The 26,129-nt window shown below is 59.6% G+C and carries 20 protein-coding genes; 9 read left to right on the top strand and 11 right to left on the bottom strand.

All coding sequences use genetic code 11. The features are described 5' to 3' along the window. Positions 1–7: 7 nt before the first annotated feature. Positions 8–883, bottom strand: coding sequence for a formate/nitrite transporter family protein (locus Q7U39_14135; protein ID MDO9119094.1), 876 nt, complete (start codon positions 881–883; stop codon positions 8–10). 269 nt (positions 884–1,152) lie between these two features. Between Q7U39_14135 and Q7U39_14130 the strand changes: the two genes are divergently transcribed. From Q7U39_14130 to Q7U39_14110, 5 genes are all read left to right on the top strand, one after another. Next, complete coding sequence (locus tag Q7U39_14130; protein ID MDO9119093.1) at positions 1,153–3,081, top strand: ATP-binding protein; 1,929 nt, start codon at positions 1,153–1,155, stop codon at positions 3,079–3,081. Between the two features lie 2 nt (positions 3,082–3,083). Then, complete coding sequence (locus tag Q7U39_14125; protein MDO9119092.1) at positions 3,084–4,472, top strand: sigma-54 dependent transcriptional regulator; 1,389 nt, start codon at positions 3,084–3,086, stop codon at positions 4,470–4,472. A gap of 58 nt (positions 4,473–4,530) precedes the next feature. Next, positions 4,531–6,561, top strand: a complete 2,031-nt coding sequence (locus Q7U39_14120; protein ID MDO9119091.1) for a sensor histidine kinase — start codon at positions 4,531–4,533, stop codon at positions 6,559–6,561. After that, positions 6,540–7,952 carry a sigma-54 dependent transcriptional regulator gene (locus Q7U39_14115; GenBank protein MDO9119090.1) on the top strand — a complete coding sequence of 471 codons (1,413 nt, stop codon included), beginning with the start codon at positions 6,540–6,542 and terminating at the stop codon, positions 7,950–7,952. The genes Q7U39_14120 and Q7U39_14115 overlap by 22 nt, the downstream gene beginning before the upstream one ends. A 244-nt stretch (positions 7,953–8,196) precedes the next feature. Further along, positions 8,197–9,405 (top strand): sigma-54 dependent transcriptional regulator, encoded by a 1,209-nt coding sequence (locus Q7U39_14110; protein MDO9119089.1) that lies wholly within the window; start codon positions 8,197–8,199, stop codon positions 9,403–9,405. A 56-nt stretch (positions 9,406–9,461) separates the two neighbouring features. Here Q7U39_14110 and Q7U39_14105 read toward each other — a convergent pair whose 3' ends face one another. Both Q7U39_14105 and Q7U39_14100 read right to left on the bottom strand, forming a co-directional pair. After that, positions 9,462–10,094, bottom strand: a complete 633-nt coding sequence (locus tag Q7U39_14105; protein MDO9119088.1) for a hypothetical protein — start codon at positions 10,092–10,094, stop codon at positions 9,462–9,464. Between the two features lie 8 nt (positions 10,095–10,102). Then, a complete protein-coding gene (locus Q7U39_14100; protein MDO9119087.1) occupies positions 10,103–10,864 on the bottom strand; it encodes an SUMF1/EgtB/PvdO family nonheme iron enzyme in 762 nt (253 codons plus the stop codon). Positions 10,865–11,630: 766 nt separating this feature from the next. On the opposite strand from Q7U39_14100, the gene Q7U39_14095 reads away from it, so the two are divergent. The 4 genes from Q7U39_14095 to Q7U39_14080 all read left to right on the top strand — a co-directional run bounded on the left by Q7U39_14095 (position 11,631) and on the right by Q7U39_14080 (position 18,239). Beyond that, a complete protein-coding gene (locus Q7U39_14095) occupies positions 11,631–16,385 on the top strand; it encodes a multicopper oxidase domain-containing protein (GenBank protein ID MDO9119086.1) in 4,755 nt (1,584 codons plus the stop codon). A 129-nt stretch (positions 16,386–16,514) separates the two neighbouring features. Further along, positions 16,515–17,291: a carboxypeptidase-like regulatory domain-containing protein gene (locus Q7U39_14090; GenBank protein MDO9119085.1), complete on the top strand. Its 777-nt coding sequence runs from the start codon at positions 16,515–16,517 to the stop codon at positions 17,289–17,291. A 3-nt stretch (positions 17,292–17,294) separates the two neighbouring features. Next, on the top strand, positions 17,295–17,798 hold the full coding sequence (locus Q7U39_14085; protein MDO9119084.1) for a hypothetical protein: 504 nt from the start codon (positions 17,295–17,297) through the stop codon (positions 17,796–17,798). A 9-nt stretch (positions 17,799–17,807) separates the two neighbouring features. Next, complete coding sequence (locus Q7U39_14080; GenBank protein ID MDO9119083.1) at positions 17,808–18,239, top strand: hypothetical protein; 432 nt, start codon at positions 17,808–17,810, stop codon at positions 18,237–18,239. Positions 18,240–18,313: 74 nt separating this feature from the next. Here Q7U39_14080 and Q7U39_14075 read toward each other — a convergent pair whose 3' ends face one another. From Q7U39_14075 to Q7U39_14040, 8 genes are all read right to left on the bottom strand, one after another. Further along, positions 18,314–18,733, bottom strand: coding sequence for a Na-translocating system protein MpsC family protein (locus Q7U39_14075; GenBank protein ID MDO9119082.1), 420 nt, complete (start codon positions 18,731–18,733; stop codon positions 18,314–18,316). Between the two features lie 246 nt (positions 18,734–18,979). Next, positions 18,980–19,330 carry an isocitrate dehydrogenase gene (locus Q7U39_14070; GenBank protein MDO9119081.1) on the bottom strand — a complete coding sequence of 117 codons (351 nt, stop codon included), beginning with the start codon at positions 19,328–19,330 and terminating at the stop codon, positions 18,980–18,982. 38 nt (positions 19,331–19,368) lie between these two features. Further along, on the bottom strand, positions 19,369–20,385 hold the full coding sequence (locus tag Q7U39_14065) for an isocitrate/isopropylmalate family dehydrogenase (protein ID MDO9119080.1): 1,017 nt from the start codon (positions 20,383–20,385) through the stop codon (positions 19,369–19,371). Positions 20,386–20,933: 548 nt separating this feature from the next. After that, entirely contained in the window at positions 20,934–21,842 is a 909-nt protein-coding gene (locus Q7U39_14060) for a class I SAM-dependent methyltransferase (GenBank protein MDO9119079.1), read from the bottom strand. Between the two features lie 195 nt (positions 21,843–22,037). After that, positions 22,038–22,745: a nickel pincer cofactor biosynthesis protein LarB gene (gene larB / locus Q7U39_14055; GenBank protein ID MDO9119078.1), complete on the bottom strand. Its 708-nt coding sequence runs from the start codon at positions 22,743–22,745 to the stop codon at positions 22,038–22,040. Positions 22,746–22,749: 4 nt separating this feature from the next. After that, entirely contained in the window at positions 22,750–23,130 is a 381-nt protein-coding gene (locus Q7U39_14050) for a Na-translocating system protein MpsC family protein (protein MDO9119077.1), read from the bottom strand. A gap of 91 nt (positions 23,131–23,221) precedes the next feature. Beyond that, a complete protein-coding gene (locus Q7U39_14045) occupies positions 23,222–24,208 on the bottom strand; it encodes an L-threonylcarbamoyladenylate synthase (GenBank protein ID MDO9119076.1) in 987 nt (328 codons plus the stop codon). Positions 24,209–24,318: 110 nt separating this feature from the next. Beyond that, on the bottom strand, positions 24,319–26,049 hold the full coding sequence (locus Q7U39_14040) for an IPT/TIG domain-containing protein (protein ID MDO9119075.1): 1,731 nt from the start codon (positions 26,047–26,049) through the stop codon (positions 24,319–24,321). Positions 26,050–26,129: the final 80 nt, after the last annotated feature.

Here is a 26,129-nt window from a genome sequence, read left to right as displayed (position 1 = left end):
CTCCTATCTAGAAGGACGGGGAATAGCCGCGTGGCTCAGGCACTGGGGTTGGGACCACGGCCGGCACGGGGACTGACGCGCTCGCTGCCGGCGCGGCCGCCCGATGAGTCAGATAGATGGCCATGCCGGTGAACAGCATGCCCCCGACCAGATTGCCCAACGTCACCGGGATTTGATTCCAGAGCCACCAGGAGGATGCCGTGACGTTGGCGCCGAGCAGCATGCCGACCGGGATCACGAACATGTTGACGACCGCATGTTCAAATCCCTGGGAGAAGAAGAGGACGGTCGGTCCCCAGATGGCGAGTAATTTCCCCCCGAAGGAGTTGGATGCAAATGACGCGACGACGGCCAGGCTCACCATCCAGTTGCACAGCACGGCTTTGGTGAACACGGTCAGCAGGCCGGCGGAGCCGTGGGCGGCATAGTAGTTCGTTTTGGCTTCGGCAATTGCGATCAGTTTCGCGCCGACCGGAGGGACCGCGCTGTCCCATGCGGTCGTAATGCAGAGGGCGAAGAGTCCCGCGTAGAGCGTCGCGCCCAGCAGATTCCCGAGAAAGACCCATCCCCAGTTGGCCAGCACGCGACCCACTCCGACCCCTCCCTGGCTCGCGACGGCGGCACAGGGTAGGAGCGCGAAGCTGCCGGTGATGATTTCCGTGCCCAGCAGGATCGCCAACGCCAGTCCGAAGGGGAACAGCAGGCTTCCGGCAATCCAGGATCCTGTTTCGACGGCGACCGTCACGGCCATGCTGGTTGCGATACCCAGATAGGCGCCGGCCAGCATGCCTCGGATGACCAGATGGCGAGGGGGCACGTTCAGCTTGACGGTGCCGCCGGCGAGCATGCTTTCCACGATGTCGTGAGGTTTGACGTAGTCCATCACGATTCTCCTTCTGCTCTCAAGCTGCGTTCAGTTTGTCGAGCGCTTTGCGGCGCACGTCACACTGAAGCAACCTCGGTGCCATTGTTGTCGCGCGGAGAAGCGTGGCAATTGTCCGAGTTTCGGCTCGTTCCGAATCGTGTTGAGCGGTTTCGCACAGCCCGCACAGTGCGATTGGGAGTAATCGGGGTGATCTGACTGCGCGCCGAAGAGACATTTGACAGGGCAGGGATCTCACACCTAGGATGACAGAGCTTCATGGAGTTTCCATGCGAGAGCGCGCCGCCCGCCTGTTCAACAATCTTCCGATTCATCGCAAGCTCCTGCTTGCGTCGTTCATTCCGCTGGTCGCGCTCATCGTCTTGAGCGTGATGACCTACCAGAGTGTGCAAACGTTTTCGCAGGACGAAGAACAGCTGGACAGTCTCTATGTGACGCAAAAGAATGCGGCCGAGTACATGCGGCTCGTCGTGGATCTGGAAACAGGATTTCGAGGCTACGTGCTGACCGAGCAGCACCGGTATCTCCGTCCGTATCGTGTCGCGCAGGAAGGAATCGAGGCCATCGGCCGCGATCTTGCAGGACGGATAGCAGGTGACCAGTCTGATCGTTTCAGGGACATTCAAACGCTGGTGGCTCAGTTAGTGACGGAAAAAGAGGCTTTGATCCGCGCGATCAGGGGCGGTCATAAACAGGACGCCTTTCACTATATGGAGGAGGGGCGGGGGCGCGAGCTGATGGTCGAGATCCGTCGGCAGATGGGAACTTTCGACCGGTTCGGGCAGCAGAGCGTCGCCGAAAAGTTGGCGCAATTGAGTCAGGACCGCACCTCCACGCTGTTCGTGGTGCTGGGTGGCGGCATCTTCACCTTCGGATTGATGGTCGGCGCCCTGTATCTGATCGCCCGCTCGATTGCGGCGCCGCTGCTCAATCTGGCGACGACGGTCGGTTCTTCTCCCGCCGGGTTGGTGCCGGCGATCGCCGTGCTGGAGCGGAGGGACGAGATCGGGGATCTCACGAGAGTGATGCACGATATGAGCGCGCAGATTCGCGGCCATCTCAACGAAATGGAAAAGTCCGAGCTCGCCCTTCGAGGATTGAACGAGCACCTGGCGACGTCGGAGGCGAAGTATCGAGGCTTGGTCGATCATGCGCGATTCGGGATCTTCACCACGAAGGGCATGCAGATCACGTTTAGCAATCGCTACAATCAGGAATTGGCGGGCCTGGATCCCGATGATCCGATGGATCCCGATGTGTTCCGGGGGCGGATTCATCCGGAAGATCGCGATCGGGTTCTGTCCGAATTTTCACAGGCGGTGCTGGAGGGCCGGTCGTGCGAAACGGTGTTCCGGTTTCTGCACAAGGACGGCCGAGTGCGAAAAGTGTTGAGCCGGCGGGTGCCTATCGTCGGCGGCGAGGGCGTCCCTCAGGTCTATGTGGGATTCAACGTCGATATCACGGCGCTCGAGGATCTGCAGTCCCGCTTGAGCCGGGCCGAACATCTGGCGATGTTGGGACAGGTGGCGGCCGGCATCGCCCATGAGCTCAGGAATCCCCTGGTCGGGATCGGTTCCACGGCCTCGCTCTTGCTGGATGATTTTGCGCAGGATGATTCGCGACGGATCGACATCGAGGTGATTCTGAAAGAGGCGAAGCGGTTGGATCGCATCGTCAATCAGATCGTTGAATATGCGAGGCCGCGCGAGTTGGCGCCGGTCCGTTTCGACCTGTCCGGGTTAATCGGCGAGGTCGTTAAGACGCTCGACGTCCCTTTGCAGGCCAAACGTCTGACTGTTCAGACCTCAGTGTCTCCGAAGGCCGCTCAGATTCATGCCGATCGGGATCAGATCAAGCAGGTGCTCCTGAACGTCATTCACAATGCGATTGATGCGTCCCCCGCCGAGGGAGCGGCCATCGAAGTGACGGTGTTCGAGTTGTCCAGCCAGAATCGGCCGGGCATCGTGGCGCTCGTCAAAGATACCGGCGTCGGCATTGCCTCTGAGGTGCTGCCCCACGTCTTTGAACCGTTTTATACGACGGGAAAACGACATGGGACGGGATTGGGGCTGGCGATCTGCAGAAACATTATTGAAAGCCATGGCGGGGATATTCATATGACCAGTGAAGTAGGTGCCGGAACATCCGTGAGGATTTGGCTCCCGCTGAGTCAGGATTCTCAGATCGGGAGAGTGTAAGCATGCGTGCGGTGGTGTTTGTCACAGACGATGAACAGGCGATTCGGGCTGCGATCGTCAAGCGGCTGAGCCGGCAGGGTCATCGGGCCGTCGGGTATGAATCCGGCGAAGCGCTCCTGGAGGCGCTCCGGCACGAGTTGCCCGATCTCGTGCTGCTCGATCTGAAGATGCCCGGCCTCAACGGGCTCGACACCTTGAAGCATCTGCGCCAGCTGGCCCCGTCCGCCATGGTGATCATGTTGACGGCCTATGGAACGGTGCAGGATGCCGTGGAGGCGATGAAGCTGGGAGCCTATGATTTCTTGATCAAGGCGGTCGATCTCGAAGGCATCGATCCGGTAGTCGCCCGGGTGCTGGATGTGGTGACGCTCCGCCGTCGCCTCGCCGACGAGCTTGAGCATCGGGACAGTCAATATCAATTGAGCCGCCTGGTCGCGCAGAGTCACGTGATGAAACAGTTGCTCGAACAGGTCCGTGAAGTGGCCGAGAATCCCAAGTCGTCCGTGATGTTGCTCGGGGAGACCGGGACGGGGAAGGAGTTTCTGGCGCGGGTGATTCATCACAACGGCGCCCGGGCGTCGGAGCCGTTTATCGGGGTCAACTGCACGGCGATTCCCAGGGAGCTGTTTGAGAGCGAATTATTCGGGTTCGAACGCGGCGCCTTTACCGGCGCGAATCAGCGCAAGCTCGGGCTCCTCGAAAAAGCGGAGGGGGGGACCTTGTTTCTGGATGAAATAGGGGATCTCGATCTGTCGATGCAGGCCAAGTTGTTGCGGGTCATTCAGGAGCGCTCCTTCAGACGGCTGGGCGGGACCGATGATATCGGCGTGGATTTCCGTCTGATCACGGCGACGAATCGCGATCTGAAGAAGGAAGTGGGGCGCGGGGCCTTTCGCGAGGATCTGTATTTCCGGCTCAACGTGGTCGCATTCGAGCTGCCGCCGCTGAGGAGTCGAGGGGAGGACATTGTCCCGCTCTGCCAGCGCGCGCTGGTCCGATTCGCGCAGGAGTTCGGCAAGCCGGTGCCCGAGATGGATCCGGAGGCCCGCACATTGTTGGAGCGGTATCACTATCCGGGAAATATCCGCGAACTGCAGAATATTCTCGAACGGGCCATGATCTTCTGCCAGGGACGGACGCTGACGCCGAGTTGTCTGCCGGCGGAGCTGCGCGAGACCGGCAAGCAAGTGGCGGTCACCACGGCGCCGGGACCGGAGCCGGTCGTTCGGGTCGAGATGAAGCTGGGGCAGCAATCGCTCGCGGATGTGGAAGGGGCGATCGTGGACGAAGTCTTGCGGCTGGCCGACTACAACAAGACCTTGGCGGCCAAACACCTCGGTCTGACCCGCTTCGCGCTGGATCGCCGGCTCAAAAAAACCCACGACGAGTAACCGTCCCCTCTTTCGCCCGACTAGAGTTTTCTCCCGTGTGGTGATTACAATACCCGCGATGAGAATCCATACCATACGCGGGCGTATCGTCCTGGCGATCGTGCTGGTGGGTTGCATTCCGCTGCTGATCGGCCTTGTGCTGGCCTATGTGTCAGGTATGCGTTCGCTGCGCGACGTCATCGGCGGCAACCTCGAGGCGGTGGCGGTGCAGGCCGCGGATCGTGTGACGATGCTGGTGCAGGGCGAAGTGCAGGGGGTGCGGCTGCTCGGCACAGCGCCGTTGCGTGTGCGCCAACCGGTGGAGGCCGCCAACCAATCGTATCCGGCCGATCCCGGGAAGACGCAGGCGCTCATCGCGGAGCGCATGCAGGCCTGGGAAAAAGGGGGAGACGGTGTCAGGCGGCTGGTGAATGCCGAACTCTCTCGCTTCCTGCTGGAAACCAAGGTGCGGGACGGGGACAAGGTCGTCGGTCTGTTGATCGCCGATCAGCACGGGGCGCTGGTGGCGGCGAGTTCCGAGCCGGACCACTATTCATTCGAACGTGAGCCCTGGTGGACGGCCATTCATGCGGGCGGCGTCGATCAGGTCTATGTCAGCGGATTGATTCCCGCACAAGAGGGCTCCTTTAGGACGCCCGAGGAAACCATCGACATTGCCGTGCCGATTCTTGACGACCGGCAGCATACGGTGATCGGAGCCGTTAAAGCTTCCTATCGATTTGACAGTCTCTTCGCGATGATCAATCAGATTCGGATCGGGCAAACCGGCCACGCCATGCTGTTCGATGCGGCGGGCAATCCGCTCGTCTGTCCGATTCTTCCCCGGCAGGCGCATCGTATCCCCGGTCAATTGATGACGATGATTGTGTCCTCGCAGCCCGGATGGGGTATTGCAGAGGACGATGGGCATGGCGCAACCGACACTGTGGTGGGCTTCGCTCCGGTCACCGGCCTCCCGTTGCCGGATAACTCCTGGCATATCTTTGTGCGGCAACAGCCGGGGGAGAGCTATGCACCGATTCGGGATCAGGTGCGGAACTTGGCGGCGATCGGCCTGGTGATGCTGGGGCTGCTCTGGGCGATGGGGCGCTATGTGGCCGCGAGGATCGCCCGGCCGATTCAGATTCTCCAGGCCGGTGTGGAGGCGATCAGCCAGGGCACCTATGACCGTCCGCTGAATATCCGGACCGGCGACGAATTCGAGGAACTGGCCACCGCCGTTCACCATATGGCCGATCGGCTGAAGGCATCGCGTATGGAGCTGGAAACGCTGAACGCTGATCTGGCCCGGCGCGTCGAGGAAAAAACCGCTGAAGTAACGGAGCACATGAAACAGCTGCAGTTCTCCGAACGTCTGGCGACGCTGGGCAAAGTGGCCAGCGGGATCGCGCATGAAATCAATAATCCGTTGGGGATTATTCTGAACCGGATCGAGTGCATGGAGGTCGAAGCCGCACAGTTGGGGGTATCAGATGAGCAGCAGCGGGACTTGCTGGCGATCCGGAGTCAGGCGGATCGCATTTCACGGATCACCAAAAGCATGCTGGCGTTGTCTCGCGGGTCGGCCACGGTGTTGAAACCCATGGATGTGAATTGCATCCTCCGATCCTGTGTCGAGGCATCCAAGGAGAGGGCTGCCACGAAGGGGGTGAACATCGAATCGGCGTTATTGCCGGGTTTGCCGCCGATCATGGGCGATCGTGACCGGATCGAAACGGTGATGTTGAACTTGATCAACAATGCGATCGATGCGGCGGCAGACGGCTGTCCTTCCGGTCTGGTGTCGGTTCACTCCGAAGGATGCCCTGGCAAAGAGGGTGACCAGGTGCTTGTACGGATCAGCGATTCGGGACCCGGGATTCCGGAGGAGATGTTGGGCAGGATCTTCGATCCTTTCTTTACGACAAAAGATGAAGGGCAGGGCACCGGCCTTGGATTGTTCCTGAGTTACGGGATTGTCGCCGATCATCGTGGTCGGCTTGAAATTACGAACGGCCGGCGCGGCGCCGTAGCAACGGTATCGCTTCCCGCGCTGGTGTCGGTGGCGGAATCGCAGCAGGAGGCCGGATGGCAGCAGGCAAGATACTGATCGTCGATGACGAAGTCGATGCGCTGGACAACTGTCGCCGCATCTTGAGCCGATTGGGGTACGACTGCCTGACGGAACACGATCCGTTGCGCGCCGTGCAGCGAATCCAGCAGGAACGGCCCGAGCTGGTCTTTACGGATCTGCGTATGCCGGGTCTCGACGGGATCAGTGTCTTGGTCGAGGCGAAGCGGGTTGATCCAAAAATCAACGTCGTGTTGATGACCGCTTATGCGACGGTTCAGACGGCCGTAGCCTCCATGCGGTACGGCGCATTGGATTATGTGCTCAAACCCTACTCCAGTAAGAATCTGGAGGACGTGGCCAAACGAGCCTTTGAGCAGACCGGACAGCCGCGTATCGGCAGTTCCTCTGTGGCGGGGCTCGATCGGCCGGCGGCGGTCGATACGGCCAGAAAGAGCGGCATCGGGTTCATCCTGGGAAACAGTTCTGCGATTTCCGCTGTGAAGGATCTGGTCAGAAAAGTCGCGCGGACGGACGCCAACATTTTGATCTACGGTGAGAGCGGAACAGGCAAGGAATTGGTGGCGCGGGCCATTCACGATGAAAGCGATCGGGCCGCCCAGGCATTTGTCCCTCTTGATTGCGTGGCGTTGCCGGACTCCTTGTTGGAGTCTGAACTCTTCGGCCATGAAAAGGGAGCGTTTACCGGCGCGCATGCGGCGAAGGTCGGATTGTTCGAAGTCGCCAATCGAGGTACGGTCTTTTTGGACGAAGTCAGCGGGATGAGCCAGACGCTGCAATCGCGGCTGCTCCGGGTGTTGCAAGAACGCCATGTCCGCCGCGTGGGCGGGACACGTTATGCGGATATCGATGTGCGCGTGATCGCGGCGTCCAACCGCGATCTGGAAGACGCCTGCCGCAAGGGCGAGTTTCGCGACGATCTGTTTTATCGTCTCAATGTGATTCCGATCCTGTTGCCCCCGTTGCGGGAACGTGAGGGCGATGTGCAGGTGTTGGCGCAGGAGTTTTTGACCCGGTTTCGGGGGCGAGGGGGTGAGGGGGCCGAGGCTGAGCCATCCTTCGATCCGGCGGCGATGGCTTGTTTGAAGGCGCATACGTGGCCGGGCAATGTCCGTGAACTTCAAAATGTGATCGAGCGGGTGGCTGCGCTGGCCGATGGACCCACGATTCAGGTCGAGCATCTCCCTGAACGCATTCGCGCTGTGCGATCGGAGGAGCCCGATGCGGAGGAAGCGGGATCTTACAAGCAGGCTAAGCAGGAAGTCGTTCGTTCGTTTGAGCGCAGTTTCCTTCTGGAACTCCTGAAGCGTCATGGCTGGCACATGAGCCATGCGGCGCAGGAAGCCGGCGTGGACCGTAAGACGATCGAACGGATGGTGAAACGGCACGGTCTTCGAGAGCCCAGCTAGTCAGAATCCCATCTGCCTCCTCGGCCAGTATGAGCCGACGGCTCCATTCTTCATGTGTGTCTCGCCAGAGTTCCTCAGTCACATCTGCATGCGGATGGGGGGATGGGGCGTCATTGTCCCATATTCTCGTTCTCAGCGGCATCGCAATTGCTTAGCAAGAGAGGCTGGAGCTCTTCATGCACTCGAGTGCTGAACAGCAGAACATACTCGACCCCATTTACTTGCGACAAAGAATGAGGACCGTATGGAGATTGTGGCACCAGAGAAGATTTTGATCGTCGATGATGAGCCTGATGCCATTGAGAACTGTCGACGGATTCTGAGCCGGCATCGGTACCATTGCGTGGTCGAAGCAGACTCGAATCGGGCCTTGGCGGTGATCGAGCGCGAGCGGCCTCAGGTCCTGCTCACCGATCTCCGGATGCCGGGCCTCGACGGTATCGGGTTGTTGAAAGCCGCCAAGCTGATCGATCCGGCGATCAAGGTGGTCCTATTGACTGCCTATGCGTCTATTCAGACCGCAGTGGCGTCCATGCGGCACGGCGCGTTCGATTATCTGGCTAAGCCGTTTACCGGGCAGGAACTTCGGACGGTGGTGCAGCGTGCTCTCAACCGAGAAGGGGAGAGCGGGCGTGCCTGCCTGGATATGCCGCTCGCTCCGGCCGCGAATTTAGCCGGGAGTCACGTTCCCGCGTACGAGGGGGTCTTGATCGGAAACAGCACCGCCACTCAGCTGGTCCGTGAAGTTGTCGAGCGTGTGGCGGCGACGGACGCGGCACTGCTGATTTCCGGGGAGGCCGGAACGGGCAAAGAATATCTGGCGCGAACGATTCACGCGCGTAGCGTACGCCAGTCAAAGCCGTTCGTATCGGTCGGTTGCATCGCCGGTGACGAATCGACTCTGGAAGCGGAGTTGTTCGGTGCAACGCTATCAACCGGTCAGCAGCCCGGCCTGTTGGAAACGGCCCACGGCGGCACGCTGTTTCTGGACGAGGTCGGCGGCCTTAGTCTCCGTCTGCAGGCCAAGGTTGCTCGGGTCCTAAAAGAACGCCGTGGGCGACGGCTCGGGCAAGAAGGGTATTACGATGTTGATTTGCGTGTCATTGCCGCATCGACGCAGGATGTGACGTTTCTCTGCGGCAGAGGCACGTTCCGTGAGGATCTCTATTGGCAGCTGAGTGTCGTTCCGATTCTGCTGCATCCGTTGCGCGAACGAGTCGACGATATCGATGTCTTGGCCCACTGGGTTCTCAAGACTTGTCAGGCGGGCGGCACGGACGACCAACTCATGTGGCAGAATTTCACACCCCGGGCACGGCGGCGTCTGCGCCACTATCCCTGGCCCGGCAATCTGCGTGAGCTACGGAGCGTCATCGAACACGCGGCGGTGCTTGCCGACCGATCGCTCATTGATCTGACGCATCTGCCGGATCGGTTGCGTACAGCGCGGTAAGGTTTGTGACGTATCGACATATGATGGAGTGGCCGGCACATTGCGCCGGTTTCCGGTCATGAACGGGGCGCAGCTTTGGGAACATCGGGTTTCGGCGCCAGGGGGCTCACCGCGTTCTGATCTCGTCCGGGCTGATAGCTCTCCAGCATTCTGGTGATGGCCGGCATCAATTGGCCTTGTGCCGAGACCGGCACCTTGATCCGTACCCCGCGGCCTTCGTTGCGTCCCAAAGAAAAAATATGGAGCTCCAGCATTGCGTGATGCTGGTCGTCCTGGTAGGTGAAGGCCAGGCGCTTGGCCGGGAACCCCGCGAGGGTCGTCATCTGATCCGGTTGCCACGCGATCTCGACCTTCTTCTTGCTGTAGAGGTCCGTAATGATCCGGCGATGCGCGGCGGCGAATTCATCGAGGGTCTGTCGGCTATCCTGGCTTGTGCCCTCCAGGATATTCATGTGGCCGGACAACGCGACGAGGCTCTGATCGATCGGCGGCTGGAACGTGATGCCAACGCCGTCCGGCAGCGGATTGCCGAGTTTCCAGGTGTCAGGGTAGCGGACAGAAAATCCGAAGCGGGCGTTGGTGTAGCTTCTCCAGCCGGGGAGTTCGCGGTCGAGTGAAGCAGCTGGAAGCGCCGGCGTGATCGGGCCGAAGCTGAGCCCGATCGTAAACAATAGGCACATCCAATACATCAAGGTCCTCATGGTGTCGGAAGGGTGGCAGACGTAATGGATCGCGCGCAGCGGAATCCGATTGTCGTAGTCCGCCGGTCCGGCGATGCGCCGCTTCTCGTGGCTGCACGCAGCAATGCGGGCGCGCTCTTCCAGGATCCTCCGCGCGCCACCTTGTACCGTCCGGAGGACGGCCCGGGCGGATTGCGTTCCGGCATGGTCATGTAATAGTCAATCCCGAACCAGTCTTCGACCCATTCGGCCGCATTGCCCGCCATGTGATGCAGGCCGTAGGGGCTGCGCCCTGTCTCTCCACTGTCAACGGGCGCTACGATGGGAATCTCGCTCACATGATGCTGACCGAACATTGCCAGCGCCGGCGTGGGCGGTTGTGATCCCCAGGGAAAGAGGCTCGCCTGCTCGCCACGGGCGGCTTTTTCCCACTCGGCTTCCGTCGGGAGCCGTTTCCCCTGTGCACGGCAAAAATCAGACGCCTCGGACCAGCTGACATACAGCGCGGGCCAGCGTGCCAGGGTATCCGGCGGCAGGGCATGGACAGTCGTGACATGCTCAATCAATTTGCGCATGCCCTCGGAGACCGGGCGCTGTTGCTGTCTGAGCCACAGCAGGAATTGTCCCAGACTCACTTCATCCCGATCGATCTCATATCGGTTGAGCCACACGCGCCGTTGCGGTTGTTCCGTGTCGTCGTATTGAAGATCGAGACTGAACGATCCGTGGTGTGTTCGGGCCGTGCCCATGAAGAACGGGCCTTCTGCCACGGTCTGCATCGGAGAGCTTTTAGCGTGTTCCGTGATTGCTGCGATGTGACCGGATACATCGGGCGGCGCCGCGGTTGCTGCGAGCAGGCACGAGGTGCCCGCGAGCGTCACGCAGAGTACGGCACTGATGGTGTCGCGATGCTTCGCAGGTCGTGATGTGTATGCAGAGCAGCGGGGATGTCTATGCATGGGAGTATGCACCGTGAATAAGAGAAGGGGCACTATAATGCGGAGGTTTCACCGGCGCAAGATGAGTCGCGACTGAATGCGGTGTGTCTCCTCTGGTTTCTAAGTCGGTCTGTACTGCTGCGCAAGTCTCTTCATTTTCTATTCACATCCATCAGTTCAGGTGACGGCTGAGTGGGGCGCTAGCGCCCCATTCAGCCTATCTTCATAGAAATCTGAGACATTCATAACATCAAATATTTGTGTGTTCGGCACCGGTTCAATGGGGCAGTGCCGCCCCATTGCACCAGGCGCTCGTGTTTCTACTTTGCCATCGATTCCTGGCAAATCGCCGAAACGTTCCTTGTAGGACAAGGGGAACACAATTTGCTCTAAGCCCTGTCCACATAAGTATACGCAGTCAACCTCCTATGTGGATGAAATTGAGAGCTGTCTGGTGGAGGAGCGGGAAAGAAAGGACCGGCCTCCTGACGATCCCTCCGATGAAAGTTGGCCTTCACCAGACTTCGAATTCGATAGGGTCGGGTTTACGCGGTCGGTAGAAGTGAACGGTGCCTAGACGGTTTGTTTGATGGAGGAGGCTGGACGTATGGGTGTATCTATGGGTGTATCAATGAAGTGGGTGCGAGTGGGAGTGTTGGGACTGACGACCTGTCTTGAGTTGGCCTGGACCATGCCTGCAGGCGCGGTCATGTCGCATGATGGGCATATCGCCGTCGATCACAATGCCGATGTGGCGACGCCGGTGCATGCGCAGGCCGGTCCGGTGCTGCAGGACAAGATGTCGAAGGCGATCGAGCAGATCGAGCGGGAGGTCAAGAGTAAGGGGCCGTTCCAAGGGGCCGGGGCCCATGCGATGCAGCAGGGTGTGCTGCTGGTGGCGGAGGATCCGGATAAGGTGCAAGTCACGCAGGGCGCTCGCTGCCCGGTGACGGCGCCGGTCCGCGCGTATGATCTCACGGCGATGAATGTCGAGATCACCGTGAACCGGTTCGGCGATTTTTATCCGGGCTACATGTATGCGTTGACCGAGAATGTAGCGGGTATTCGTGAGGAGGAAGCAAAGAACAAGGCAGCGCGGGACAGCGAAGATCCGACGTTTGCCGGCGGCGCCATTTCGAACGGGTTGCAGGGCGATCTGATTCAGCCGCTCGTGATCCGGGTGAACCAGGGCGATTGTCTGCGGGTCACATTGCGCAATCAGATCGAGAACGAGCCGACGAACATGATCATCAACGGCTCCCAAATGCTCGTGGCCAGCACGGGGAAGCCGGCGAATGCCATGAACCCCGAGGCGCTGGTTCCGGCGGGGAAAACCGGTGACTTCGAGTGGTACCTTCCCATCGATCTGCAGGAAGGCGGCCGTGCCTTCCATAGCCATGCAAGCCGCGATCAGTATTCACTGGGCTTGTTGGGATCGATCGTCGTCGAGCCGCGCGGATCACGGTTCCTCAGCCCGTTTACGGGAGAAGAGATGAAGAGCGGCTGGGAGGCCATGATCGATGTGGAGAAGGGATCAGACTTCCGCGAATTCGTCATTATCTATCATGAGGCGGGCGACGAGACGTTCCGTCTCCTGGATCGCAAGGGCGACATGTTGCCGCAGCGCGATGCCCATACGGATACCTATCGTCCGGCCGCGCGATTGCTCAATTTCCGCAGCGAACCGCACGGCGAGCGGTTGGAAATTCAGGCGCACCTAGTGGGATTTGCCGACGAGTCGCAGGGCTACGGGTCCTATACATTCGGCGATCCGGCCACCACGATTCCCCGTTCCTATCTTGGCGATCCGGCCAAGTTCCGCATGGTCGGAGGGTCCGAGATCGTGCATTCGCACCACTTGCACGGCGGATCGATCCGCTGGGCCAGACAGCCCGGCACGAGCAAGCTCGATCCGACGCTGTCGAAGAGCGGTCCCGTGAAGTTCCCGCCGATCAGCGACACGTCAGACCGGTTGGATGTGCAATCTATCGGTCCGTCCGAGATCTACGATGAAGTGATCGAAGGCGGCTCGGGCGGTTTGCAGGCATTGGCCGGTGAGTTCGTGTTCCATTGCCACATTCCTCAGCACTATGTGACCGGCATGTGGGGATTCTGGCGTGTGTACAACACCCTGCAATCGACCGGATTCCAGACCGATGTGATGAAGCCGCTCGTTGAGCTGCCGGATCGCAAGGGCAAGATCAAGTTGGCGGTCAGCTCCGACAAGCTGGTCGGGACCACCGTCGATTGGTACGGCGGGAAGAAGTACGAGATCACCAAGGACAAGACGGATTGGAAGGCCAGTCCCGTGAAGGTGTCGATCAAGGATTGGGTTGAGTACATGCTCCCGCCGCAGGGGTTGCCGGGCAAGACCGAAGACCAGGTCAAGCAGGCGCAAGCGCACGATGCGACGGTGGTGAACTGGAAGTGGGACGGCACGAAGGCGATGAACGAGCCGGAAACCCCGCACAAGTGGGCGGATTATGTCTCGCCGACTCCGCTGCAGCGTCCGGCGATCACGTTCGATCCGCAGACGGGCAAGCTGGCATTCCCCTGGTTGCGTCCGCACCTCGGGAAGCGTCCTCCGTTTGCGCCCAATCACGGCGGCGCGCCATGGTTGGAGCCGTTCCGTGTCCGTGAAGACGGCACCAGAAGCACGGAGCCGCCCGTGCCGGGTGCGCAGGGGCCCTGGAGCCTCTGTCCGGAAAATGCGCCGAGAAAGTATTTCAATATCCATTCGATCACCTTGCCGATTACCCTCAAGCCGGCGACCCCGAAAACCGCCGCGGTCGTGGATCCGATCGGCATGATCTATGTGCTGCATGAAGAGGAAGAGGAAGTCCGCAAGAATCCCAAGAAGCAAGTACCCTTGGTGATTCGCGGGAACGTGCACGATTGCGTGGACGTGATCTTCAAGAACGAAATCCCGGACGATGCGCGGACGGGATGGGCCAACAAGATCAATCTCCATCCGCATTTCTTCCAGTTCGACACGAGCGCGTCCGACGGTCCGACCATCGGATTCTCGTACGACATGTCGCTGCGGGCTTTCACGATGTTGGAGGATCCGCAACCGGACAAGGGAATGCCCCTGCCCGGCAACACGACTCTGACGGCGGATACGAAAGCCGGTTCACGCAGTATCACGGTGAAGAATTCGTCCAAGTTCCATGTCAATACCGAACTCGGTGTGGGCATGGATGATCCGAAGTATTTCGAGATCGTGCGGATCAAGGACATCAAGGGCAATACCATCACCTTCGATGCGCCATTGAAGTACGCGCACAAGAAGAACGACATTGCGAGCGTGGAGTTCATCCGCGAGCGCTGGTATGTCGATGCGGATCTCGGAACGGTGTATTGGCACGATCACGTGTTCGGCACCGATACCTGGGGACATGGTCTGTTCTCAGCCTTCATCACCGAACCGCCGCGATCGACCTATCATGATCCGTACACCGGAAAGGAACTCCGGAGCGGTCCTATCGCGGACATTCACACCCTGGAGCCGGTCTCGGCCCATATCCGGGGCAGTTTCCGCGAAGTCATGATGCATATCATGGACAGCAACGCGCGGTCGGCTGAGTTGATCATGACCGACAACCCGCAGGCGCGCATGGGAGCGGTCACGGTCGACGGGCCTCCGTCGCACCAGTTCCCGGAGCGCATCAACAAGTCGGCGATGACGTTCCTGAACGGCGGCGAAGCCACGACGGGCAGCGGCTACAGCATGCGTGTGGAGCCGTTGAGTGTGCGCCTGGCCAACAATCCGGATCCGTCGAAGCTGTTTGTGTCCGGTATTCACGGAGATCCTGGCACGCCGTTGTTGCGGAGCTATCTCGGTGATCCGATCCTGGTTCGGGCGCTGGTCGGATCGGCCAACGAAGTGCACACCTGGCACGTGACCGGGCACTGGTTCCCGATGGAGCGGTACGCCACCATGGCGATGCCGCGCAGTACGGTGCATCTGGTGATCGGAGAGCGGTACGACCCGGCGATTCCTGCCGCGGGCGGACCGCAGAAGCAGGCCGGCGACTATCTCTACTATAGCGGCCGCGCGTCCCACTTCGCGGAAGGCAGCTGGGGTATCTTCCGGGTCTTCGACGAACTGCAAGGGGATCTGAAACCCTTGCCGAGCCGTGAAGAAATCCAGAAGTCTGCGCCGTCGGTCTGCCCGGCGGATGCGCCCGTGAAGTCCTTCAACGTGTCGGCGATCGATCAAGTCATCCGGTATCACGAGGGTGCGCCGGGTACGATGGAAGTCGATCTCGAACGCAAGATGGTCTTCGAAAATCAGCAGGGCAAGATGTACGTGCTCGACGAGGATCGTGGACGGGTCAAGGCCGGTGAATTGCGGCCGAGCCCGCTGACGCTGCACGTGAACGTCGGGGATTGTGTGAAGATCAATCTGAAGAACGAAATGGCCAAAGAACGGGCCGGATTCCACGTCGATATGATGGCGTTCGATCCGAAAGATTCGTTCGGCGCCAATGTCGGCAACAACCCCGGCGATCAAACGATCGCTCCGGGTCAGAGCAAGACCTACACGTACTTCGCGCATCCGGAGTACGGAGAACTGGCCGCCCTCATTCAAGACTGGGGGAACGTGGTGGAGAATCCACGGAACGGCTTGTTCGGGTCGATCATCGTCGGTCCGAAGGGATCGCGCTACCGCGATCCGGTGACGGGCAACGATATTACGATGAAGAGCAGCTGGCGCGCCGACGTGATCGTGGATCGGACGATCCCCGGGAACGACAATCGGAAGAACTACCGCGATTTCTCGTTGATGTTCCAGGACGAGGACAACATCGTGGGTGTCAGCTTCATGCCCTATATCCAACAGGTCGCCGGTATCACGGCGGTCAACTACCGGTCTGAACCGACCGCGTGGCGGATGGAAAAGGGCTGTGACGTGTCCGAGGTCTTCAGTTGTGTGAAGACCGGCGACTCGCCCTCGACGCCGCTGTTGCAGGCGCATGTCGGCGATCCGGTGGCGGTGCACGTGCTCGGCGCATTCAGCGAGCAGGTGCAGTTGTTCACCGTGGACGGACACGAATGGCCGCATGAGCCGTACATGCAGGGTGCCGACCAGGTCAGCACCATGGAGTTCGGCGGTTCAGAAGTCATCAACGCCTATCTGACGGGAGGAGCAGGCGGTCCGAATAAGATCGTCGGCGACTACATGTGGAAGAACCAACGTCCGGGCTTTGCGAACGCCGGGCAATGGGGACTCTTCAAGGTCCTTCCGACCGGTGACCAGCGGGTCCTTCCGTTGGCCCCGCAAGTTCCGTCCAGCCAAAAGGCGGAGCGCGGGAGCGACAACGGAAGCGTCGCGCGGACATCGATGAGTGGACGGTAAGTAGCAATCAGGCGGCGTCCTCGCTCACGAAGCGAGGGCGCTGCCGACACAGTGTGCCAGGCCGGTCTAAATCACTCAGACCATGGGGGAGCATTCACGCTCCCCCATGTATGTTTTACGGTGGGACATATGGCAACACGTATAAATCGATTCGTGACGTATTTCTTCGGCTCTCTGATTCTGAGCGGATCCATGATCGGGGCAGCTCCGGCAGCAGCCTATGAGGAAACGGCGGTATCCAACGGGGGGACGGTGACGGGAAAGGTGCAATTTGCCGGTGACATTCCGGATCCCCAGCGGTTTGAGCTGCGACGGTATTATGATCGGGTCTATTGCGGGGCGCTGTCCGACGGCTCGGGCTATCGACTGTTGCGTGAGGTGGCGGTCGGCGAACAGCAGGGCTTGAAAGATGTGGTGGTGACGATCGAGGGAGTGACGAAGGGAAAGCCGTTCGAGTTTCAGGAGACGAAACTCGAGGCGAATATCTGCCAATTCGTGCCGTTCGTCTCGGTCGTGAGAAATGAACATCCGCTCAGCGTGGTGAATCTGGATTCAGTCGCCCACGATTTGCAGTTCTATGAACGGGACCGGGAGCATATTTTCATCATGTTTCACCGGCCGGCCCTGACGAAAGCCGGGACCAGCGACATTGTCCGGTTCACCGGAAACCGGCGCGGGGTTACCATGCAATGCGGCATGCACCCCTTCATGCAGGGGCACGGACTGGCCGTGGACAATCCCTACTATGCCATCACTGGAACGGAGGGGACCTTTGCCATCAAGGATCTTCCGGCCGGTACCTATCGCATCAAGGCCTGGCATCCCGTGTTGGGTGAGAGAGAGCAGGAAGTCACGGTGGCCGACAATGGGAGCGCGTCGGTCGGATTTACCTTCGACGCGAGATAGGGCATGACGCTGAAAACATATGTGACTGCGTTTGCAATGGCCGTCTGTACCGGCACGATGGTGACATCGGCTGTCATCGCCGAGGGCCCAGCAGTTTCCTCTGTGAGCCGTGTCGAGGTCGTACTGGCCGATCAGTATCGGAGCCAAACGGCGACACTCACCGAGGAATTTACTCAGGCAGGATTGACGAACGTTCATTTTCAGTTCGCCAGGCTGGGCCAGCCGCCGCAGAACATCGGCCTTGGTCGGGACGTGCCGGCCGACAAGGCGCGGGAGGCGATCCGTCTGGCGCTGAAGTATAACCTGGGGGTGGGGATCCTGTTGCCGGAACGATTGTTTCCTCCACGCTTCGTGACGATCGCCTCGTCGAATTACGACGACACGGTCGAGTCCAGAATCGACCAGGCGGCGCTGGCGCAGCTGCAGAATCCTGCGTTGACCACGGAAGAGTTCCATGCACTATATCGCACGTTAACGACCATGAAAGAGTCGCCCGGGCGCTATTAAGGAGAGCCGGTGAGAAAGCTTCATGTATCCGTCGGTCGTATTGTGTGTGCGAGTCTTCTTGCTACCGTTTTTTCCGGCGGTCTTTCGTTCGGGCCTCGTACGGCTCATGCATCCGAGCCGACACTGCAAGAACGGAGAGATGCGTTGATGAAGAACGTGGAGGACATGATGGCCCATGGCGGCATGGGGGACGCCAAGGCGATCGTTCATCACTGCGAAGCCGCCGCCGGTGACGCCGAAGCCATTCTCAAGCAGCTGCCGGATTCAGATCCCCGCCGGAGTCAGGCCCTTGTGCCCCTCACCGATGTGATTCAACAGTGCAATCGCGTATCGGCCGCCGGCGTTCACGCCGATCCCGGTCAGTTGCTCAATCCTGCAAGTAAAGCCAGTGCCGCTGCTAGGGCTTCAATCAAAGCTCTGGGATTGGCAAAGACGAATTAGGGCGGGGTGCTGAGGAGCGGCTATTCTTTCACCGTCACGGTCATGCTGACTGGCGGGTCGGGAGGGGTGCGCCGCTATGCCAGATGTTTGACCTCGAATTCATTGCTGGATACGGGGGGTAAGACTAGGTCGAGGCGCTTGGCGAGCCGAATGATGACCGTATTGATTCCGGTCTCGGCATCGAGCTGGGTGACAAATTCATCAACTTCGATGCCCAGAATGCCTTGGAGCCGATCGCGCAGCTGGGCTTCTCCGGAGCGGAATGCTGCGGTATGCATCTGTTGGAGTTGGACTTTGCCTTCAGGCGACTGCGCGAGGAGTTGCTCTGCCGGGATCGGGCGGCGGGGGGCGAGAGTGACTTCAATCACATTATCGATCAACTGAATGCGGACATGGGAATAGTGCAATGCAAGATAGTCCCGATGGAAGTTCAAGACCGCCAACATCACCTGGTATTCCACATCCGCTTTCGTTTTGGTTGCAGCGGGAACCATCGGTCTTGTCTCCATACGGTCAACTGATCCGTTTACCGGTGCCGGGGGCTGCGAGTGAGCGGCTGAGCCGGTCATCCGGGAAAGCCTCTTGTTCCCGGGATAAGGCTCAGGGGTCGTGCTGTTGCGCGGCATCAGGGCGTACGCCGTCAGGTGCCGGTAAATCAGGAGCTGCGTTCCTCTAGCGTGAGTGCTGAGGCGCCGCTGCGAAAGGTACGCCCTCTCGCAGCGGCAGCCAATGGGCCAAGGCTAGTACGCCTTGCTGAATCCGGCTTCGCCGTCGTAGTTCCATAACTTCTGCGCGGCAGACCACCACCAGCCCTTTTTCGTCAAGGCGTCCAAGAAGGTGTTCACGTCCGCGTCTTGCACGTCTTTGGTCGCCATAAACCTGCAGCGATACCAGTTGACCTGCAGCAGATCGGGACTGACGAAGCCGGGCCAGACCTTCGTGCCACGGTTCGAAATAAATTCACATTTGAACGGCCCGATGTCGTCGAACTTCGGGATCCCCTTCTCGGTGATGATGTACATATCGATGCCGACTAATTTGATCTCACGCTTCTTCTTCGTCGCTTTCGCAATTTCAGTGCATGTAGGCATGGGTGTTCTCCTTGTTCATTCAGCCAAAAATCTCGAACTCAGGCCTTCGCGTGCATCTTATCCACGATGGCTTGCGCATACTCGTCTGTCGTTGCCGTCCCGCCGACGTCGTACGTCACGTGCTTCCGCTCGTCGAGAACGGCAAACATCGCCTTTGTGATCCGATCGGCTGCCGCTTCTTCCTTCATCCAGCGGAGCATCATGATTCCGGAGACCAGCACGGCCGACGGATTCACCTTCTTCATCCCCGCATACTTCGGCGCAGAGCCGTGGACCGCCTCGAAGATCGCGCAGTTGTCGCCCACGTTGGCACCCGGCGCGAATCCCAAGCCGCCGACCAATCCTGCGCAGAGATCCGTCAGGATGTCCCCGTACAGATTCGGGAGCACCAAGCAATCGAATTGCGCAGGATTTCTCACGAGCTGCATGCAGCAATTGTCCACGATGATGTCGCCGGACTCGATATCCGGATATTTCTTGGCGACCTCTCTAAAGGCATCGAGAAAGAGACCGTCGGTCATCTTCATGATGTTAGCCTTATGAACGCAGTAGATCTTCTTGCGCCCATTGGCTTTTGCCCACTTGAAGGCAAACTCGGCGATGCGATAGGAGCCAGGCCAGGTGATAACCTTCAAACATTGCGCCACTTCGTCTGACACCATATGCTCGATGGCCGCGTAGCAATCTTCGGTGTTCTCACGGAAGTTGAGGATGTCGATTTTGTCCCAGGGCCGCTTGAGCACGGGAATCAACTTGGCCGGCCGCACATTCGCATAGAGATCGAACACCTTTCGGAGTGTCACGTTCGCGCTCTTGTGGCCTGTCCCGATCGGCGTGGTCGTGGGGCCTTTCAACGCGATCTTGTTTCTGGCGATGGCTTGGACCGTCTTGTCAGGCAACAACGTGCCGTGCTTCTCTAAACAGTCCAGTCCGATCTCTTCATACTCCCATTTGATATTGACGCCGCTCGCATCGATCACCAGCCGGACCGCTTCGCAAATTTCCGGACCGGTTCCCTCTCCCGGCAACATCGTCACTACGTGCTGTGTACCCATTGAACAACCTCCCTTAAGCAGCAAGGGGGATCGGACCATCCGCTCCCATGACTTGTCATGTTTGCAAGTCAGATTCCAGACTGAGATGGGAATTCTCAGCGAGCGCGTATCGAATTATTACCGATAATTAGCGCAATCTGACGATAGGGTGAGGGTGGCAAGTATGGAGTTCTCTTGTTGCAGTGAACGTCGCGTGCATCGGTACACGGGCTGCACTGCGAGGTGTGCGCTTATGCTCGGTTGCCAGCTCTGCTCAGATTGTCTTAGACCGATCATAGGGGTGTTGTGAGTAGTCCCCGCACGAGTCTAGCCAGGTCCAGGTGTTCTGCTAGGGAACGGGGAGGGTATAGGCCTGAGAGTTTATCGAGCGGGCGATCAAGCCCGGTTGCGGAAGGCTCCGAAATCCCAGTTCAGTCAGATCTCGTCTCGTCTAGTTTTCAGGAGCGGGTTATCAGCTGCCACGGTTTCTCTAGCGATAGCTCACCCACGGGCAGGCCGCAGAGACGCATCGCTGCTTGCAGATGGATATGTGGGGGCTTGCTCCGTGTCTAAGAAAGAAGTGAATTTAGAATCTCTAAGTGTGATTTGTTCTTAAGCCTTGACTCCCGCACCCGTTGGTTCAGCTTGGAAAACAGTTTATACATTCCGCCCCCCGCAATCAGATATTCGAACCATCCCTTTTGCCGAAGTCTCAGGGCAAGAGAAGAAACGGTGTCTTGTGTGGGCAATGCGATGTGGCTTTGCCGGCCTTTCCGTTTGAATAAAATTCGGAGGTTCGATCGGGCCTCTATAACCAGAGGGTCAAAGTATTTGCTGGCACAAGCAGAGAGCGTCGCTCTATTAAAGTAGAACAGGTGTGCTTTGAAATATATGTTGTGCGGCGAAGCATCGTTTGTTTCTATATTAGGAACCTCAATGAATAGAGATCCGCCTTCGTTCAGCATGGACCACGCCATCCTAAAGGACTCGAAATTGGGCATATGCTCTAGTACATGAAACATTGTAATGATGTCGTAGGTTTCTCGTGTCTCGCATAATTCTCCAGTCTTGATTTCCACGCCGTACTGATTTCTGGCAAACTCTGAATAGCCGATATTCGGCTCAATACCTTTGGAGTCATACCCTCGGGTTTTGGAAATATAGACAAACTCTCCCCCGCCTGCACCTACGTCAAGCAATTTGCCGCCATGAACCCCATGAGATTGTAAGAAATTGAGTCGCTCGATCGCCGCCATGCCAGCCCTGTAAATATGCTTGGCTTTTGGCGTATATGTCTTCTTGTAGTCTGTTCTATAGGTATGAGCGTAAAAATGGCCAAGTTCCGTTTTCGAAGGCATCGGATCTTGTTGAACAAGCCCGCAACCGCCGCATATGGCTACATTCAAGGCGCCGTGTGATTTGGCGTCTACCGTAGAGATCGTTGAGAGCGATGTCTGTCCACATAAAACACACGGCATTATCTTGCCTTCCTTCTCCGCGTTGTTATCGGGGAAAGCGTCACCACGGGGCACGTTTGATTTTCAATCGGAACAGATACGGGGGACGGCAGGACTGTCGCCCCCCCGTGAACTCCGTTCCTGTTCCAAGCCGTGATGGTGAGGCAGGGATGGGGTGATGCGGTATCTGTCGGCAAATGCGGCAACAGGCGCTCCCTATTCGTTGGCCAGCACATTGATGCGATGGGCCAGACAGCCAGCGCTAAATCCGTTATTGATGCTCACGACCCCCACGCCGGAGGCGCACGAATTGAGCATGGTCAAGAGAGGGGCGATCCCGCCAAAGTTAGCCCCGTAACCGATGCTCGTTGGGACTGCGATGACGGGACAGTTAACCAGTCCGCCGATGACGCTCGGAAGGGCCCCGTCCATACCGGCCACCACCACCACGACATGGGCCTGCATGAGCCTGCTATGGCGGGCAAGGACTCGATGCAACCCCGCCACTCCCACGTCGCAGATCGCCTCAACCCGGCTTCCCAAGACTTCGGCCGTGACCCGGGCCTCTTCCGCAATCGGGGTGTCGGCTGTGCCGGCGGTGACGATCAATACGTCTCCGCTTGGCCTCCGTGTCGGGTGATAGATCGTGACGGCGCGGGACAACTCGTGATAGACGGCTCGGCGATGCAATCGCAGCAAGGCCCGTGCGACCTCGGGTGCAACGCGAGGCACCAGGAGATGCTGATGTTGAGCCAGCACCTTTCGCGCAAGGCTGACAATTTCTTGCTGGGTTTTGCCGTCACAGAACACGACGGGCGGAAATCCCTGCCCGGCGGACGGCAGCAGCCCCCGGGATGCGCCATCGCCGCTTTCACAGGGCTTCTGTGAGTGTAGAGCGGCAGCGTGTGTGGCCTTCCTTCTCATCCCGTCAGTCCTTGTCGTGTGAGGCGAACAGAAACACCATCACCTGCTCACCGGTGGAGACGGAAAAATCCGTCAAGACATCCGCCACCTCCATGCCCGTGAGTGTTGCCACTTCCTTGGCCAGGACATGGCGTTGTTGCGCAAACAGAGTCTGATACAGCTGTTTCACTAGCGCCCGGCCTTCTTCTGTACGGATGAGCTTCTGTTCAGCCGTTGGGAGGACACCGTGCGACCGCACCACCATCATGTCGGGCATATCGGGGGCTATGGTCACGCGAATGTGCTCGGCAAAACTCCCTCCCATGAACTCCAATTGAAACTGGCACACCGCCTTGCGAACTGCCGCTGTAAGGGATTCCTGTCGCTGTAATGACTCGTTATGCATCGTCTCAAATGGCTCCTCTCCAACAGCGTCGCTCCTCTTGGACGGCCGTACTGCTCTCTGTGGGGCCTCTGCCGTGAAGGCACGACCGCCGTCAGTCGAGCGGTGCCGCACAGCGTCGCAGCCGGTCCATGATCGCCAGACCGAGGCCCTGATCCTCGCAGGGCACGGCGTACAGACGGTCGAGGTCTAGTGCATCCAGCCGCCGCAGGGCGGCGAATAAATTCCGCGCGGCCTCCCGCAGATCGCCCGACGCCGAGAGCACGTCGATCGCACAGAACCTCTCGTCCCCATGGCCTGGTGTCGACATGGCCAGCAGGCCGGCGCGCTCATGGGCATGCAGAATGGGTCTGACTTCCGGGGCCGCCAGAACCGTCATCGGAGTGCGGGTTGCGTAATGGCGGGGAAGCTGGCCCGGCGCGGCCACGGTCCGGCCGGCAGTGGCTCGCACAACCGGTCCCATGACTTCCCGGATATCCGCAAGCGTGATGCTGCCCGGTCGCAGGAGTTCCGGCCAGGTTCCCACCATCGACACGATGGTGGACTCCACGCCAATCGGGCAGGGGCCTCCATCCAGAATCAGGTCGATACGATCGCCGAGCCCATCCACCACATGTTGGGCGCAGGTTGGGCTGACGTAGCCGAATGGATTGGCGCTGGGGGCGGCGATTGGAACTTCCGCTTCACGGATCAGCGCCCGTGCCACCGGATGAGACGGCATCCGGACGGCAACGGTAGGGAGCCCTGCCGTGACGAGATCGGGAACCTGTTCTCGTTTTTGCATCACGAGCGTCAGCGGACCTGGCCAGAAGGCATCGATGAGCCGGTGGTCGCGCGTCGATACGAACGGTGTCAGTGACTCCAGCGTCGCCCGGTCCGCGATGTGCACGATGAGGGGATCGAAATGGGGCCGCTGCTTGGCCTCGAAGACGCGCGCCACAGCCTCTGGATTCAGCGCATCGCAGCCGAGCCCGTACACAGTTTCCGTCGGGAAGGCGACGAGTCCTCCCTGGCGGATGATTGCGCCGGCTATCCGAATCGACTCCGGATTTGAGGCAGGAAGGACTGTCGCCGCCGCCATTATGCTGCCCTGCAAGCGGGGGGGAGTGGATGTTGCGTCGGCGCACTCATGGTGTCACCGTTCAATCGTATGCCCTCCCTCGTTTCGCCTGTCACCCCTCACGGTTAGCTTTATTGACTCGTGCTGGCATCGGGGCGGTTATTCTCCCAATAGCCTTTGTCGGGCAGCCCCTTGGCTTCGATCGTAAACGACCCGGCCTCAATGGTCAGCCACTGTTTCTGCGAGCAGCAGGTGCCGTCCGGCAACACATCCCACGAGCCCCGCCGGACCACCAGCGGCCCGGTCGAGAGATCGTCGAAGAACGCCCCGCGCTTCCCGATCCCGTAGAGGTTCCGATGGGGGACTTTCACGACAATCTCGGTATCGGTCCAGGATTGGACGAGGGCCGCCGCGCCATTAAAGAGCACCTCCGTCCGCGAGACGTTGGAGATGACGGTGCTGCCGGAATCCGGCTCGTTGATCTCCACATCCAGCCGCCGCTTATACGCCTTCTGACTCAATTCCAGCCCGGTATGCTCCGCCGTCTTCAGGAACGTGCCGAATCCCTTGCCCTTGATCGTCACCAGATCGTCCAACCCGGCGGACTTCGGCGTATAGGAGTCCACCACCGGGGTGACCACGGTGAACATGCCGGCTTCCGTCACGAGTTCGCCGCGCTCCTGGCAGCAGGACCCATCCGCCTTCGGCTTCGTTGCACTGCGGTAGATTCTGACCGGCCCGCTCTTCACGCTGAACGGCACCCAGACATCGATGCGGTCGTCGTGCCACCGGTAGATCACCGCCGGCACGCCGCCGATCTCGACGCGATTCTCACCCTTGTTGAAGTCCGTGAAGCTGTAGGGGGTGGAGCCACTTTCGGAGTAGAACCCGAAGTGCTCGCCATTGATCCGGAGCAGCGTGCCGATCGGGGCACTGGCCGGCGCCACGGGCAGGGCCTTGGGCACATGGACGGTAAACGTCCCCAGCGCCCGGTCTTTGCCCTGCCGTTTCAACACCAGCGGCCCGGTGTCGGCCCCGAGCGGCACATGCGCCACGATCACATCGTCTTTCCACTGGGCAATCGTGGCGAGACTAGTTCCGATCACCACGGCATCCTCGGCCCCTTTGGTGCCGAATCCCTGGCCGAACAACACCACCTTGGTGCCGACCGGCCCGTGCATCGGATCGACCCGGATACTGGGCACCAGCGCAAGCGCCACCGCGTTACTCGCCAGATATTCCACCGGCGCACAGCAAGAGCCATCGGGGAGGGGATCGGAGGAGGCCAACCGCACGACGACGTCCCCGGGCGCGGCATTCGTGGGAATCTCGACCTCGATCTGGTCGTCTTTCCACCGACGCGGCCGCACCACCACGCCGCCGATCACCACGTCGTTCACACCGAACATCGTATTGGGATCGCGCGCGCCGGCCGTGGCGCCGAAATGCTCGCCGGTGATCGTGACCATTGTGCCCCGTTCGGCCTCGGTCGGGGTGATGGACTGAATACGCGGCGTCACCACCGTGAACGTCCCGGCGGAGAGTGTCTTCTTCCCGATCATCATCTCGACCGGACCGGTCGTCGCCTTGAACGGCACCTTGACCTCAACCAGGTCGGACTCCCAGCGCTGAATCAGCGCCGGCACCCCGGCAAACGTGACTTTATTGAACTGGACGGATTTGAACGCGCCCAACCCCTTGCCGCTCACGACCACCGTCGATCCGGGGGTTGCATGATCCGGTTGGAGCATGATGTGTTGAGCGGAAGCGCCACCTTCCTGAAGAAAGCCGGCAACTCCGAGCGTGATGCACAAAGCCATCATGCCCCACGGTCTCCGGCACAGACTCATGGATCGACTCATAGGGACTCCTCGATAGTGTTGTGTGTTGTCACTCATCTTTCCCCCATTTCAAGCCAGCACAGGTTGTTACCTCCGGCGTG

Source organism: Nitrospira sp. (assembly GCA_030653545.1).
Classification (GTDB): Bacteria; Nitrospirota; Nitrospiria; order Nitrospirales; family Nitrospiraceae; genus Nitrospira_D.
The sequence above is the reverse complement of the archived record's forward strand: the minus strand, read 5'-3'. Positions and strand labels throughout refer to the sequence as shown.